Origin of the sequence: Rhizobium sp. Root483D2 (assembly GCF_001426685.1) — a bacterium.
GTDB classification, from domain to species: domain Bacteria; phylum Pseudomonadota; class Alphaproteobacteria; order Rhizobiales; family Rhizobiaceae; genus Pararhizobium; species Pararhizobium qamdonense.
This window is the reverse complement of the sequence record NZ_LMFB01000005.1, coordinates 213,127-226,655: the sequence shown is the minus strand read 5'-3', so window position 1 is coordinate 226,655 and position 13,529 is coordinate 213,127. Positions and strand designations below refer to the sequence as shown.

The window sequence follows — 13,529 nt, the reverse complement described above, 5'->3', positions numbered from 1 at the left end:
GCAGCTTCATGCAACGGGTAGTGTGCCGCATATGGCGGAATTGAACGCGGTCGAAATACGCCATGTTTCTAAGATATTCGGCTTTGGCGAGTTTGCGTTCGCCGCCGTCGATCAGACATCGGTATCAATCCGGCAAAACGAGTTTTTTACGCTTCTGGGACCGTCCGGATGCGGCAAGACCACGCTGTTGCGGCTGATTGCCGGATTTGAATATCCGACATCCGGCGAGATCATGCTGAATGGCGAAAATATCGCCGCCATGCCGCCGTTCAAGCGGCCCATCAATACGGTTTTCCAGAGCTACGCACTGTTTCCGCATATGACGGTGGCGGAAAATATCGGCTTTGGTCTCACCATGCTCGGCAAGCCGAAGCAGGAGATCAAGGACCGTGTCGATGCCATGCTCAAGCTGGTGCGCATGGAAGCGCTGGCCGGCCGCCGCACGAGCCAGATTTCCGGCGGACAGCAGCAGCGCGTCGCACTCGCCCGGGCCTTGGCGCCGCAGCCGAAGGTTCTTTTGCTCGATGAGCCGCTGTCGGCGCTGGATTACAAGCTGCGCAAGGACATGCAGATCGAGTTGAAGCGCCTGCAGGCGGAAACCGGGATCACCTTCATCTTCGTCACCCATGACCAGGAAGAGGCGCTGACCATGTCGGACCGCATCGCCGTGATGTCGTCGGGCAAAATCCTGCAGGTCGGCAATCCCAGAGAGATCTATGACGCTCCGGCAGACCGTTTCGTCGCCGATTTCATCGGCGAGACCAATTTCCTGAAAGGCCGGATCAGCGCGGTGACGGATGGTATCGCCGAGGTCGACACGCCGGTCGCCGGCCGCATATCGGCAACGGTTCCGCGGGATTTCCACGCCGAAGGCGAGGTGACGGTGGTGCTGCGGCCCGAACATGCGACGCTTTGTGCGCCGGACCACGCCGGTGCCAGCCAGATGACCGGGACGCTCGAAAACGTCGTCTATTTCGGAACCGATACGCATTACCACGTCCGCCTTTCCGACGGCGAAACGGTATTTACCCTGCGCGAGCAGAACAAGCCGTTGCAGAGCGCGCGCTTCAGCCAGGGCGACATGGTCGGCATTGCGCTCGAAGCCAATGCCGCCCGGGTGTTGAGGAACTGAGATGACTGACCTGCCAGGGCCGATCGAAGCGGAAAAAAGCAGGGATATCCGGAAACGGTGGCTGCTCTCGCTTCCCGCCCTGCTGATCATCCTCCTCGCATCGACAGGCCCGTTGCTGATCGTTCTTGTCTATTCCTTCCTGACGCCCGGCCCCTATGGTGACGTGCAATGGCTGCCCTCGCTGGATGGCTGGCTCGGCGTCGTCCTGAACAAGGACATTTTCGACGGCACCGTCACGCTTGCCGATGCGCATGTCTCGATCTTCATGCGCTCCGTCATGCTCTCCCTGGCAACGACGGTCTTGACCCTGCTGGTCGGGTTCCCCACCGCCTATTTCATTGCCACCCGGCCGGAAAAGACCCGTGAGCTCTGGCTGTTTCTGATCACGATTCCTTTCTGGACCAACCTGCTGATCCGCACATTCGCGATCCTCGAAATCATCCGCAATGAAGGGCTGGTCAACGGACTGATGCTAAAGGCCGGCCTCATTGCGCGGCCCATCCAGATGCTCTTCACCGATGGCGCGATCCTGACGGGCATGGTCTATGTCTATCTGCCGCTGATGGTTCTGCCGCTGTATGCCAGCATGGAAAAGCTGGATTTCCGGCTGGTGGAAGCGGCCTATGATCTCTATGCGACGCCCTTCCGGGTGCTGCGGAAAATCATCTTTCCGCTGGTCAAGCCCGGCGTCATCGCCGGTTCGATCCTCGTTTTCATCCCGGCGCTCGGCGCCTATGTGACGCCGAGCATTCTGGGCGGCGGCAAGAACATGATGCTTGGCAATCTGATCGAGCTGCAGTTCGGCCAGGGCCGGAACTGGCCGCTCGGCTCGGCGCTGTCGATCACGCTGATGCTGATCGTCATGGCGGCGCTGCTCGTCTATGTCCGCAATGCGGGATCGCAAGGAAACCGGCATGGCTAAGACATTTTCCATCCGGCGTCAGCGCGGTTTCACCACCATTGCGATGGCCTGCTTCTTTGCGCTTTATCTGCCGATCGCCGTCCTGGTGTTCTACTCGTTCAATGCGGGCGAATCGCTGGCATCCTTTGACGGAATTTCGCTGCGCTGGTTCACCAAGGCCTTTCAAAACCAGCAGGTCATCGACGCCTCCATCCGCTCGCTGCAGATCGCCTCGTTTGCCGCTGTGGTTGCCACCATTGCCGCGACCATGGCGGCGCTGGCAACGACCCGCACAGAGGCCTATCGCGGGCTGACGCTGAAATATGCCTTCATCAACCAGCCCCTGATGATCCCGGAGATCGTCACGGCGGTGGCTCTCTTGATCTTCTTTGCGCGCATCAAGATCTGGACCGGTTATTCCGGCCTGGGCTATCTGATCGCCGCCCATACGGCTTTTTGCATCCCGTTCGCCTACCTGCCGATCCGGGCGCGGCTGGAGAATATGGACCTGACGCTCGAAAAGGCGGCTGCCGATCTCTATGCAACGCCCTGGAAAGCCTTCCGGTACGTTACCCTGCCCTTGCTCTGGCCGGGCATTCTCGCCGGGTTCATGCTGGCCTTCGTGATTTCGCTCGACGACGTCGTCATCACCGAATTCGTCAAGTCGGCCGGGCAGGACACTTTGCCGACCTACATGCTCGGCCAGATCCGCCGCTCCATCACGCCGGAAATGAACGCGATCTCGACGCTGTTCCTGTTTCTGTCGGTCTGTGTCGTCACCGTGTTCTTCATCGTCAACAGAAAACGTGTCTAACGAAAGAAAAGGGAACAGCATCATGAAACGGATGATCATGGCGGTCACGGCCGCACTTCTCGCCTCCACCGGCCTTGCCCGGGCCGAAGGCGAACTCAACATCTACAACTGGGGCAATTATACCAGCCCCGAAATGATCAAGAAATTCGAGGACCAGTACAAGGTCAAGGTGACGATCACCGACTACGATTCCAACGACACGGCACTCGCCAAGGTTCGTCAGGGCGGCTCCGGCTTCGACATGGTCGTGCCGTCGCAGAACTATATCCCGATCTGGATTTCGGAAGGTCTGTTTCTGGAAACCGATCCGGGCAAGATGGAAAATTTCAGCCACGTCGCCAAGGAATGGCAGAATCCTGAATTCGATCCGGGCCGCAAATATACCGTTCCGTGGGCCATGGGCATCGTTGGCGTCGTCGTCAATACGGATGTCTACAAGGGCGATATCAACACCTGGGGTATCGTCTTCGACACGCCGGACGAGCTGAAAGGCAAAGTCAACGTCGTTCCGGAAATGACGGATGTCATCGACGCAGCCGTGCTCTACAATGGCGGCAAGAAGTGCACCGGAGACCTCGCGATCCTCAAGAAGGTGCGCGATACGCTGGTAAAGGCCAAGCCCAACTGGGTGGCGATGGAATATGGCACTATTCAGAAAATGGGATCGGGCGACTTTGCGGCGTCCAGTGACTGGAACGGCTCGGCCTTCCGCCAGCGCCTGGCCAATCCTGCCATCAAATTCGGCTATCCGAAGGAAGGCTTCGTCAACTGGAGCGACAATCTTGCCGTTTTGAAAGACGCAAAGAACGTCGAAAATGCAAAACTCTTCCAGAACTTCATGATGGATCCACAGAATGCCGGGATGAATTCCGGGTTCCATCGCTATGCCAACGGCATCGCCGGGTCCGGCGACTTCATGCCCGCCGATATGAAGGGCGCACCGGAAATCGATATCCCTGCCGAATTCGCTTCGGTCGGCGTGCCTTCGCAGACCTGCCCGCCGGAGGTTCAGGAACTCTACACCAAGATCTGGACCGAGCTTCAGAAGTAATTCTTTTTCCTCGCACCCCGCCGGTCGCGGCGGGGTGCGTTTTGTTTCCGTCCGCAGGATCGTCTCATGAAAACCGTCTTCTCCCCACGTCATCTCGGTCATGCCAACCAGCTGGAATTGGTCGCCGGTGCCATCGTTCCCGGTTATGAGCTGACCTCACGCGCCGAATATGTCTCCGGACGCATCAAGACCGTGGGGCTAGGCCCCATCCTTGCGCCGCAGGAGCATGACCTGACCACGGCGGCGCGCATCCATAGCAAGGACTATCTCGACTTTTTGCCGACGATCTGGGATCGCTGGACCGCAGAGGGACGTACCGGCACGGCGCTGCCTTTCACCTGGCCGACGCGCGGCCTGCGTGGTGACGTGCCGCCGGAATTTATCGATGGGCTGCTTGGATATTATTCCTTCGACGCCGGCTGCGGCATTGTCGAAGGCTCCTGGGATGCGATCAAATCCTCGCATGACGTGGCGCTGACGGCAGCCGGTCTTGTGCAGGATGGCGAGCGCGCGGCCTTTGCGCTCTGCCGCCCGCCGGGTCATCACGCCGGCGCCGGCTTTATGGGCGGTTATTGCTATATCAACAATGCTGCTGTTGCGGCGCAATGGTTTCGCGACAATGGCGCCAAGCGCGTCTCGATCCTCGATGTCGATTATCACCACGGCAACGGCACGCAGGAAATCTTCTATTCCCGCTCTGATGTACAGGTGATCAACCTGCACGCCGATCCGATGCAGGAATATCCTTACTTCCTTGGCCATGCCGATGAGCGTGGTGCGGGCGAGGGCGAAGGCTACAATCTCAACTACCCCATGCGCTTCGGCACCGACTGGGATTGCTGGAGCCAGTCGCTGGAGGATGCCTGCGGCAAGCTGGTGGCCTACAATCCGGATGTGGTGGTGATTTCGCTCGGGGTCGATACGTTCGAGAAGGACCCGATCAGCAAATTCAAGCTGAAGACCGAGGATTTTCCAAAGATCGGCGAGCGCATCGCCCGCCTCAATCTCCCCACCCTGTTCGTCATGGAAGGCGGCTATGCCGTCGCCGAAATCGGCGTCAATGCCGTCAGCGTCCTGACCGGCTTTGAGGGCAATTGACCGTGGCGTCCGGTTCCAAGACGGCATTGGGCGTCGTCCAGTTCGCCTGCACGGACGATCTCGCCGGTAATCTTGAGACCGCGTCCCGCCTGATCCGGCAGGCCGCAGGCGAGGGCGCCAATATCGTGCTGGTGCAGGAACTGTTCGAGGGCCTGTATTTCTGCCAGACCCAGGATCCCATCCATTTTGGGAGGGCGCATGCGCTGGCAGATCATCCTGTCATTGCGCCGATGCAGGCGCTCGCGCGCGAACTTGGCATTGTCCTGCCGGTTTCGTTCTTCGAGAAGAAGAACCAGGCATTCTACAACAGCATCGCGATGATCGATGACACGGGCGCTATCCTGGGCGTCTACCGCAAATCCCATATTCCCGACGGTCCGGGTTACAGCGAAAAATTCTATTTCCGGCCGGGGGATACCGGCTTCAAGGTCTGGCCGACCCGCTTCGGCACGATCGGTGTCGGCATCTGCTGGGATCAATGGTTTCCGGAGGCTGCCCGCGCCATGGCGCTGATGGGTGCCGAACTGATCCTCTATCCGACCGCCATCGGCTCGGAGCCGGCACGTCCGGACCTGGATACGATGGAGCATTGGCGCATGGTGATGCGCGGCCATGCCGCCGCCAATATGATGCCGGTGGCCGCTGCCAACCGCATCGGCGCGGAAACCATCGGCGGTAAAACGCAATCCTATTACGGCTCTTCCTTCATCGCCGGACCGGACGGCCAGCTTGCGGCTGATGCGCCGCGTGACGGAGAGGCCGTTCTCATCGCGACATTCGACCGGCAAGACCTTGCTGACAATCGCGCCGCCTGGGGCATGTTCCGCGATCGCCGACCGGATCTTTACGGCGCGCTGGCGACGGCAGACGGAGGAGACAGGACGTGACGGATTTCAAGCGCTCGGACATTACGCTTTCAAACTGGCGCACCGCACCCTTCTCGAAATGGGCTTTCGAGAATGTCAGCGAAATCGTGCCATCGGCGGTCATTACGGCCAAGGCGAAAGCCGCAGAGCCGCCGCTTGATCTCAGCGGGCTCGGCGACCTGAATGTCACCGGCATCGATGGCACCTCCCAGCCCCTGACGGCATTTCTGGCTGAGAGCGAGACCGACGAATTGGTCGTTATGCGGCAAGGCCGCATCATCGCCGAGTGGTCTGCCGGACATTCCGATCCCGCCTTGCCGCATATCATCTTTTCCGTGTCGAAATCCCTGACCGCACTCCTGGCCGGAATTCTCGCGGGCAAGGGCCTGCTGTCCTTCACCAAGCCCGTGGTCGAGTATGTGCCGGAGGCTTCGGGGTCAGCCTATGCGGATGCGACGGTACAGCAATTGTTCGACATGGAGATCAGCGTCGATTTCGTCGAAGACTATCTCGATACATCAGGGGGCTTCGATCGCTACCGCCGGGCGACCGGCTGGAATCCGGACCGGCCGGACAGTCCGGCGCCGGACTTGAAGAGCTTCATTTGCAGCATCGGAAAAGGCAGCTGGAACCACGGCGAAAAGCATGCCTACCGCTCGCCCAACACCGATCTCGCCGGCATCGTCGTGGAGCGCGCGGCAGGCGGGCGCTTGGCAAAATTGCTGAGCGACCATCTCTGGCAGCCGATGGGCGCCGGCTCGAACGCCATGATCACCGTCGATCGGATCGGCACGGCACGCGCTGCCGGCGGCATGTCGGCGACGGCGCGCGATCTTGCGCTGGTGGGCGAGCTTGTCCGCAAACAGGGAGCCGGTCTGATCCCGCAATCCTTCATCGATGACCTGTGGACGGGTGGCAGCCGCGAGGCCTGGAAGAACGGCGACCAGGCGACGCTGTTTCCAGATGGCAGCTACCGCAACTACTGGTACGAAACGGGTGCGGGCGAATTGGCCGCGATCGGCATTCACGGACAGTGGATCTGGGTCGATCCGGCCAGCCAGACCGTGATCGTCAAGCTGTCGTCACAGACCCTGCCGGTGGACGCCGAACGCGATCAGGCCATCGTCGGCATGCTGCGCCAGGTTTCCAGGGCAGTCTGAACCCGGCCCGTCAGCCTGTGATCTCTGCCGGTTCGATGCTTTCCGGTTCCTTCCGCTCCTGCGGCCAGCGTATCAACGCTTCCATGCCGGCGGCCGTCAGCGCGTAGATGCCGCGATCGATGCGCTCGAACCAGCCATAGACATTGCCGCGCAGAATGGTTGCTGCCGAAGGCGTGACCGGCTTCAGGTCCCTTGGCCGCAACGGGCCGTCCCGCAGCGCTGAAGCGCAGGCCAGCGCCTGCTGCCGGTAGGCCGTCATGATCGGCGCGCGCGTGCTGCCGCCAAGGGCGGGGTCGCCCTTGCGCTTTTTGTGTTCGGTGACTAGGCGCGACCGCTTGCGCGTGTTCTTGCGCGGTATCAGCCCCAGAGGGCTCACGATCACGTCGACCGTGCCGTTGTCGGATACACTCAGCATGCCGAAGCCGAGCCGGCGGCAAAGGTCGCGGTAGCGGCGGTCGCTTTCGCGGCCCTTCCCCTTGGCCGAGACACGGGCGGCAATCCACACTTCGTCGCTGGCGCAAGCCCGGTCGACCGCCTGCAGGATGAGTTCGAGGTTGAAGCTGAGCTTGAGTTCGCAGATGACCACGACAGGCGGTTCGTCTGGGCTCAATCCCACCAGATCGCAACCAGCAATCTCGCCCTTGACGCTATAGCCGGCGGCTTCGAGAAAGCCCTTGATCGGCAGGTAAAGCGTGGTCTCCACATCATGTCCTTATATCACCGGCAAATCACGGTCTTGCCGTGATTTGCCGGTGATATCAATGAGGAAGATGATTTTCAGGGTGTACCCGCCTTGCGTTAAGCGAATGCGGTCACGGAGAGCACGGTGATGTCCTCTTCGCGGCCAGCGACTTCGAACTCGATCGTGTCACCGGGGGCCGCATCTTCAAGCGCGCGGGCAAGTGGCGATGTCCAGGCGATGGCCCCGGTCGCAGGATCGGCCTCGTCCTCGCCAACGATGCGGATATCCCGGACCATGCCGCCGCGCCGGATGGAGACCTGCGTTCCAAACTTTGCCGCGACTGGCGCCGCGCTGGGCTCGACGATTTCCATGGTGCTGCGCCGTGCCTCCCAATAGCGCAGGTCGCGCTTGAGGGCGGCGAGTACCTCGCTGTCGCTGGTCGCCGCTGTCTGCTGCATCAGCGCCGCCACCATCTGCTCGATCTGTCTGGCGCCGTTCGGCGTCACGAGATTGCGCGCAGCACTGACGGGCCGCTCGGGAACAGGCGGCGGCGGGGCGTCGTCGATTTCCTTGGTGAATGCGCGGCTCATCGTTTTTTCCCTTCAAGTCAATGTCTAGCACATTTACGTGCTGTTCGGGTCTGCATGGCCCTGACGTTCAACCCTTCTTCTTCAGTTTCGTGCGCCGGTCGCGGATGATGTGATCGACCTTTCCGGCCAGCGCATGGTCCGGCTCACTTTCAGCTGCCTCGCGCAGGAGCTCGGTCAGCCGCCGCAATTCCTTTTCGTCGAGATGTTCGATGCCCATAAAACGGTTCTCAGCTCCGCTGGTCAGGATCAACTCGTCCAGCTTCGCCTGCACTGCCTTGCCGTCGCGGTTCTGGGAGTTTTGCAGCACGAAAACCATGAGAAACGTGATGATGGTCGTCCCTGTGTTGACGACAAGCTGCCAGGTTTCGGAAAAACTAAAAATGGGGCCGGTGACGGCCCAAAGCAGGATCCCGGCGACCGCGATCACGAATGTCGCGGGTTTGCCGGTCAGTTGCGCGACCCCGCCGGAAAATCTGGAAAAGAGACTGGGTTTTTCGGACATGGCAATCCTCCATCGGGCAGAGCCATGACTTAAAGTCCCGGCAGGGACGGAAGTTCCTGCCGGGACTTTTGCCGACGTAAATATCGGAACTTCGCCGTCCCAAAGCCCTGTCTCAGGCTATAGGACCCGCCAACCGGCGCGCGGCCTCGTCCCAGCTTCCGGTCATCCGCAGGCTCGGGGACTGTCCTTGCGCATGTGAAGCCCAGCGCAGCGGCAGGGCGCCGGGTCTGCGGATGATGCGGCGCGGCGTGAAACGCCAAAAGCGTTCGGCACCCTCGAACGCCGCAAGTTCCGGCGCTTCCAGAATGACTTTGGCGTCTCCGGTCAGCTGCAAGAGACCGCCGGTCTCGAAATCGGCAAACACCAGGCCGGCTTTACCGTTGGCAAGGATGTTGCCGAGCGTGTTGAAGAACAGATTGCCGGCGAAATCCGGAATGGTCAGCACGCCGTCGCCGTCCACCCGCACAAAGCCCGGCTTGCCGCCCCGGTGCGAGACATCCGCCTGGCGCTCTCCGTGAGCAAGGTCTGCATAGGTTGCGACGAAAAACGTATCGGCACCATCGATCATCCGCCGTGCCTCTCCGTCGAGCGCCTGAAGGACGATTGGCCCGGCGATCGGCTCGTTTGAAGGGTCATCGACAAAGCTGAAATCGCGCAGCTGGATATATTTCGGACAGTTGCCATAGGCTTGGCCAACATCGACCTCGAAACCTGCCGCCCGGGTACGCCTGATCGTTCCGTTCAGCCGGTTGCGCCGCCGCGTGTGCAACTCGATCCCGAGCATGCCGATAGCGTTGCCGTCCCCGATCCCGGCGTCGGCCGGATCTGCGCTCTCGCGGCCAAGAGCGACGTGCAGGGTGTACGGATCCGGGCTCTGCAGGAACCCCGGCGCGTTTCCCCGAACCGTCGCCCAGGCATAACCCTCGCCATCCACCGTGCCGAGCACAATGAATGGCAGCTGCGGATAGAAGGCGCGGTGCTGCTCGATCAGATGATCACGCAGCACCCGGCGGCCGACCTCTTCCATACGCCCGGCCACACCGGCCTGACGCTGCAGCGCCTGCTCACCGGCATGCCAGGGGGATGCGTCTTCGGTTGCGGTGGTCAAAAGCATCAAACGCTCCCTTGAAAGTGGGTTGATGAACAGGCCGGCAGCAGCGCCACCTGCTCAGGCAGCCTCCGGAAGGCCGATTGCCGTCTTCTGGAAGGCGACGAAACCGGGAAGCTCTTCGACGCGCTTCAGCCAGGCGCTGATATTGGCATAGGCGCTGCGATCGACATTGCCCTCCGGGGCGCGGGCGATATAGCTGTAGAGCGCGACATCGGCGATGGTCGGATGACCGGCGGCGATCCACTGGCGGCCATCAAGGGCGGCCTCGATCTGGCCGAGGATAAGATGGGCGCGCGCGATAACCTCGCCGGCATCGAAGCCGGCACCGAAAACGGTGACCAGTCTTGCAGCGCAAGGCCCATAGGCGATTTCGCCGGCGGCGACAGATAGCCAGCGCTGCACGGCCGCTGCGCCCTTCGGGTCTTCGGGCAGCCAGTTGTTCGCCCCATGCTTCTTGGCGAGATAGACGAGGATGGCGTTGGAATCAGCAATGATGTCACCGGCATCGTCGAGCACCGGAACCTGACCGAAGGGATTGAGCTTGAGAAAGACTGGGCTCTTGTGGGCGCGGGCGGCAAGATCGACTTCGATAAGCTCGGCATCGATCCCCAGCAGCGAGATGAACAGCCGGGCGCGATGCGCGTGGCCGGACAGCGGGTGATAGTAAAGTTTCATCGACAGTCTCCTTCAGGCTTGTTTGCCCTGGAGAAGATGTTTCTTTCTTCGTGAAAACAGAAGTATGATAAAAGACAAGATGTCGTTCCATCTTGTGGAATAATGAACGGGGATTGGGACGTGGACAGGCTTCAATCCATGCGGGTTCTGGTCAAGGCCGCCGATACCTGCAGCTTTGCGCAGGCAGCCCGCGCCCTCAATATGAGCCCGCCGGCCGTGACCCGCGCCATTGCCTATCTGGAGGATCTGACGGGTGCCCGGCTGTTCCTGCGATCGACGCGATCGGTGAAACTGACGGCGCCCGGCAGCCGCTATGTGGAGGATTGCCGCCGCATTCTTGCCGATATCGACGAGGCCGAGGCGTCTGCCGGCGGCTCGCATGCGACACCCTCCGGGCTGCTGACGGTGACCGCGCCCGTCCTCTTCGGCCAGATCTATGTCATGCCGGTTCTGACATCATTCCTGACGCAGCATCCGGCCGTCAATGGCCGCGCCCTTCTGCTTGACCGGGTCGTCAACCTGCTGGAGGAGGGAATCGACGTTGCCCTGCGTATCGGCGAACTGCCGGATTCCGGCTATCATGCCATCAAGGTCGGCAGCGTTCGCCGGGTGATCTGCGGTGCGCCTTCCTATTTCACGCGCCATCCGATGCCCAAAATTCCCGCCGATCTGTCCGAGCATACGGTCATCGCCAATACCGGTTCGTCCGCACCGCAGGACTGGCGCTTTTCCGGCGCGGCAAAAAGCAGCGTCACCTTACGCCCAAGGCTGTTCTGCAACACGGTCGATGCCTCGATTTCCGCTGCGCTCAGCGGCTGGGGCCTGACGAGTGCACTCTCCTATCAGGTTGCATCGGCAGTGCGGGAGGAACGGCTTGAAATCGTTCTTCCCGGCTATGAGGAAGCGCCTATTCCCATCCATGTCATGCATGCGGAAGGCCGTCATATCTCCGCCAAGACCAGGGCCTTCGTAGACTTTCTGGTGGCCGAATTGCGCGCCAACCAGAGCCTGCAATCGGCAACTGCGCTGGCTAAAGGTTAGAATGCCGCAGTTGACATGGCGGCAGTTCCGATTTACGACTGACGAAATTCTAAATTCGTCAGTCGTAAATCGGAACTGCTCATGGACGAAACCAGCGACATCCTTGACACCGCACGGCAGGACAATATTGCGCGGATTCTGGAGGCGGCGGAGCGCCTGTTCCGCCATTACGGCTATGCCAAGACCAATGTCGCCGATATCGCCCGCGATCTTGGCATGTCGCCCGCCAATATCTATCGCTTCTTTGCCTCCAAGACCGAAATTCATCAGGCGATCTGCGGCCGCATGCTCGCCGGAAGCTATCAGCAGGCTTTCGAGATCTCGCAGCTGCCCATCAGCGCCGCAGACCGCCTGCGCCGCTATCTGCATGCGGAGTACCAGCTGATCCTGACTGCGATGCTCGACCATGAAAAGGTCCACGAGATGGTCATCGTCGCCATCGAGCGCGACTGGCACGTCATCGAAAAGCATATCGACCGCATGCACCTGTTGCTCGAAGAGATTATCCGCCAGGGCATCGCTGCCGGCGAATTTGCCGAGCAGGACGTTGCGGTTGCCGCCCGTTCTTTCGGGGCGGCGACGGTGATCATGTGCCATCCGCAGCTGGTGGCGCAATGTCTGTCCAAGCCGAACCGGGCGACGCCCGACGAAATTACCGAATTTGCGATTAAAGCCTTGAGATGAACGCGGCGCCTGCGGGCCCGCTTCCCCGACTTCATTTTTGATCAGGAGTGCGAACATGCCTTCGCCAAGCCATAGCTATATCCGTTTGTCTGTGATTGCCGCCATGTCCGCAGCCGTTTTCGCTCTGTCCGGATGTTCACAGGAAGAGGCCGAAACCAGGGAGATCGTACGGCCGGTCAAGGTGGTCGAGATCGCTTCTATCGACACCTCGCGCACGCTCAGCTATTCCGGCACGGTTCGCGCCCGCACCGAGATGAACCTCGGCTTCCGGGTCAACGGCAAGATCACCGAGCGCCGCGTCGATATCGGCCAGCGGGTGAAATCCGGCGACCTGCTCGCCCGCATCGATCCGACCGATTACGCGCTTGCACTGACCAGCGCTCAGGCAAACCTCGACGCCACCGAGCGGCAGGTCGAAACCACTGAGCTTGCCCGCCTGCGTGCCGAGCAGCTGTTTGCCAAGAACGTCTCGCCGAAATCGCAACTCGAGCAGGCGACGCTCAGCTACAATCAGGCCGTTGCCACCCGTGATGCTGCCCGCTCGGCTCTCGACCAGGCAAAGAACCAGGTGAGCTATACCGATCTGAAGTCCGATCAGAATGGCATCGTCACAGCGATCAGCGCCGATATCGGCCAGGTGGTCGGCTCCGGAACCCCCGTTGTCAGCGTTGCCGTCGATGGCGAGAAGGAAGTGCTGGTCGCCATACCCGAAACGGATATCGCCCAGTTCAAGCCCGGCAAGGTGGTGACCGTCGGGTTCTGGTCGGATGCCGCTTTGATGCTTGAGGGCAAGGTGCGGGAAGTCGCCGGCAGTGCCGAGCCGCAGTCGCGCACCTTCGCTGTTCGCATTAGCCTGCCGAGCGATCCGAATGTTCTGCTCGGGATGACCGCCGGCATCGTCGCTGCCGCCGCCGATACGCAGAAACTGGTCTCCATTCCCTTGAGCGCGCTCACCAAAAAGGACGAACAATCGATCGTCTGGACTGTCGATCGCACCGCAGGCACCGTGCATTCCCGTCCCGTCGAGGTCGCCGATTTCACCAATGACGGCGTGCGTATCGCGCAAGGATTGAAGCCTGGCGATGTGGTGGTCGCTGCCGGCACGCAATTCATGACCGAAGGCCTGAAGGTGAAGCTCGGCAGCGATGCCACGCAACAATCCGCCGCCGCCGGCAATACACAGCTTGTGCGCTGACCCCAGCTCCATCGAAAGCGGAACAAC

General features: G+C 60.9%; 15 protein-coding genes. 10 read left to right on the top strand and 5 right to left on the bottom strand.

The window, feature by feature from the left end; all coding sequences use genetic code 11:
* Nucleotides 1–31 precede the first annotated feature (31 nt).
* From ASD32_RS04545 to ASD32_RS04515, 7 genes are all read left to right on the top strand, one after another.
* Complete coding sequence (locus ASD32_RS04545) at nt 32–1,132, top strand: ABC transporter ATP-binding protein (RefSeq protein WP_082546639.1); 1,101 nt, start codon at nt 32–34, stop codon at nt 1,130–1,132.
* Between the two features lies 1 nt (nt 1,133).
* A complete protein-coding gene (locus ASD32_RS04540; RefSeq protein WP_060636703.1) occupies nt 1,134–2,054 on the top strand; it encodes an ABC transporter permease in 921 nt (306 codons plus the stop codon).
* Nucleotides 2,047–2,847 carry an ABC transporter permease gene (locus ASD32_RS04535; protein ID WP_060636702.1) on the top strand — a complete coding sequence of 267 codons (801 nt, stop codon included), beginning with the start codon at nt 2,047–2,049 and terminating at the stop codon, nt 2,845–2,847. The genes ASD32_RS04540 and ASD32_RS04535 overlap by 8 nt, the downstream gene beginning before the upstream one ends.
* A gap of 31 nt (nt 2,848–2,878) precedes the next feature.
* The gene (locus ASD32_RS04530; protein WP_200953567.1) at nt 2,879–3,898 is read left to right on the top strand and encodes an extracellular solute-binding protein; all 1,020 of its coding nucleotides are present in this window, start codon (nt 2,879–2,881) and stop codon (nt 3,896–3,898) included.
* A 66-nt stretch (nt 3,899–3,964) separates the two neighbouring features.
* Complete coding sequence (locus ASD32_RS04525) at nt 3,965–4,996, top strand: histone deacetylase family protein (protein ID WP_060636700.1); 1,032 nt, start codon at nt 3,965–3,967, stop codon at nt 4,994–4,996.
* 2 nt (nt 4,997–4,998) lie between these two features.
* Complete coding sequence (gene aguB / locus ASD32_RS04520; protein ID WP_060636920.1) at nt 4,999–5,883, top strand: N-carbamoylputrescine amidase; 885 nt, start codon at nt 4,999–5,001, stop codon at nt 5,881–5,883.
* Complete coding sequence (locus ASD32_RS04515; RefSeq protein WP_060636699.1) at nt 5,880–7,022, top strand: serine hydrolase; 1,143 nt, start codon at nt 5,880–5,882, stop codon at nt 7,020–7,022. The genes aguB and ASD32_RS04515 overlap by 4 nt, the downstream gene beginning before the upstream one ends.
* A gap of 10 nt (nt 7,023–7,032) precedes the next feature.
* On the opposite strand, the gene ASD32_RS04510 is transcribed toward ASD32_RS04515, so the two are convergent.
* The 5 genes from ASD32_RS04510 to ASD32_RS04490 form a co-directional block, all read right to left on the bottom strand.
* Complete coding sequence (locus ASD32_RS04510; protein WP_060636698.1) at nt 7,033–7,725, bottom strand: DUF2161 family putative PD-(D/E)XK-type phosphodiesterase; 693 nt, start codon at nt 7,723–7,725, stop codon at nt 7,033–7,035.
* 95 nt (nt 7,726–7,820) lie between these two features.
* A complete protein-coding gene (locus tag ASD32_RS04505) occupies nt 7,821–8,294 on the bottom strand; it encodes a GreA/GreB family elongation factor (RefSeq protein WP_060636697.1) in 474 nt (157 codons plus the stop codon).
* Between the two features lie 67 nt (nt 8,295–8,361).
* Nucleotides 8,362–8,796, bottom strand: a complete 435-nt coding sequence (locus ASD32_RS04500) for a low affinity iron permease family protein (RefSeq protein ID WP_060636696.1) — start codon at nt 8,794–8,796, stop codon at nt 8,362–8,364.
* Between the two features lie 112 nt (nt 8,797–8,908).
* Nucleotides 8,909–9,910 carry a pyridoxamine 5'-phosphate oxidase family protein gene (locus tag ASD32_RS04495; RefSeq protein WP_060636695.1) on the bottom strand — a complete coding sequence of 334 codons (1,002 nt, stop codon included), beginning with the start codon at nt 9,908–9,910 and terminating at the stop codon, nt 8,909–8,911.
* Between the two features lie 54 nt (nt 9,911–9,964).
* The gene (locus ASD32_RS04490; RefSeq protein ID WP_060636694.1) at nt 9,965–10,582 is read right to left on the bottom strand and encodes a glutathione S-transferase; all 618 of its coding nucleotides are present in this window, start codon (nt 10,580–10,582) and stop codon (nt 9,965–9,967) included.
* Between the two features lie 120 nt (nt 10,583–10,702).
* Here ASD32_RS04490 and ASD32_RS04485 point away from each other — a divergent pair, with 120 nt between their 5' ends.
* The 3 genes from ASD32_RS04485 (at nt 10,703) to ASD32_RS04475 (ending at nt 13,502) form a co-directional block, all read left to right on the top strand.
* A complete protein-coding gene (locus ASD32_RS04485; RefSeq protein WP_060636919.1) occupies nt 10,703–11,623 on the top strand; it encodes a LysR family transcriptional regulator in 921 nt (306 codons plus the stop codon).
* Nucleotides 11,624–11,704: 81 nt separating this feature from the next.
* Nucleotides 11,705–12,307 carry a TetR family transcriptional regulator gene (locus tag ASD32_RS04480; RefSeq protein WP_060636693.1) on the top strand — a complete coding sequence of 201 codons (603 nt, stop codon included), beginning with the start codon at nt 11,705–11,707 and terminating at the stop codon, nt 12,305–12,307.
* A 103-nt stretch (nt 12,308–12,410) separates the two neighbouring features.
* Nucleotides 12,411–13,502 carry an efflux RND transporter periplasmic adaptor subunit gene (locus tag ASD32_RS04475; RefSeq protein WP_244490106.1) on the top strand — a complete coding sequence of 364 codons (1,092 nt, stop codon included), beginning with the start codon at nt 12,411–12,413 and terminating at the stop codon, nt 13,500–13,502.
* The last annotated feature ends 27 nt before the right edge of the window (nt 13,503–13,529 follow it).

Excerpts from the sequence above, each read along its gene's own strand:
- ASD32_RS04545 (WP_082546639.1), top strand. The coding sequence starts at position 32 with ATGGCGGAATTGAACGCGGTCGAAATACGCCATGTTTCTAAGATATTC.
- ASD32_RS04540 (WP_060636703.1), top strand. The coding sequence starts at position 1,134 with ATGACTGACCTGCCAGGGCCGATCGAAGCGGAAAAAAGCAGGGATATC.
- ASD32_RS04535 (WP_060636702.1), top strand. The coding sequence starts at position 2,047 with ATGGCTAAGACATTTTCCATCCGGCGTCAGCGCGGTTTCACCACCATT.
- ASD32_RS04530 (WP_200953567.1), top strand. The coding sequence starts at position 2,879 with ATGATCATGGCGGTCACGGCCGCACTTCTCGCCTCCACCGGCCTTGCC.
- ASD32_RS04525 (WP_060636700.1), top strand. The coding sequence starts at position 3,965 with ATGAAAACCGTCTTCTCCCCACGTCATCTCGGTCATGCCAACCAGCTG.
- ASD32_RS04505 (WP_060636697.1), bottom strand. The coding sequence starts at position 8,294 with ATGAGCCGCGCATTCACCAAGGAAATCGACGACGCCCCGCCGCCGCCT.
- ASD32_RS04500 (WP_060636696.1), bottom strand. The coding sequence starts at position 8,796 with ATGTCCGAAAAACCCAGTCTCTTTTCCAGATTTTCCGGCGGGGTCGCG.
- ASD32_RS04495 (WP_060636695.1), bottom strand. The coding sequence starts at position 9,910 with ATGCTTTTGACCACCGCAACCGAAGACGCATCCCCCTGGCATGCCGGT.
- ASD32_RS04490 (WP_060636694.1), bottom strand. The coding sequence starts at position 10,582 with ATGAAACTTTACTATCACCCGCTGTCCGGCCACGCGCATCGCGCCCGG.
- ASD32_RS04480 (WP_060636693.1), top strand. The coding sequence starts at position 11,705 with ATGGACGAAACCAGCGACATCCTTGACACCGCACGGCAGGACAATATT.
- ASD32_RS04475 (WP_244490106.1), top strand. The coding sequence starts at position 12,411 with ATGTCCGCAGCCGTTTTCGCTCTGTCCGGATGTTCACAGGAAGAGGCC.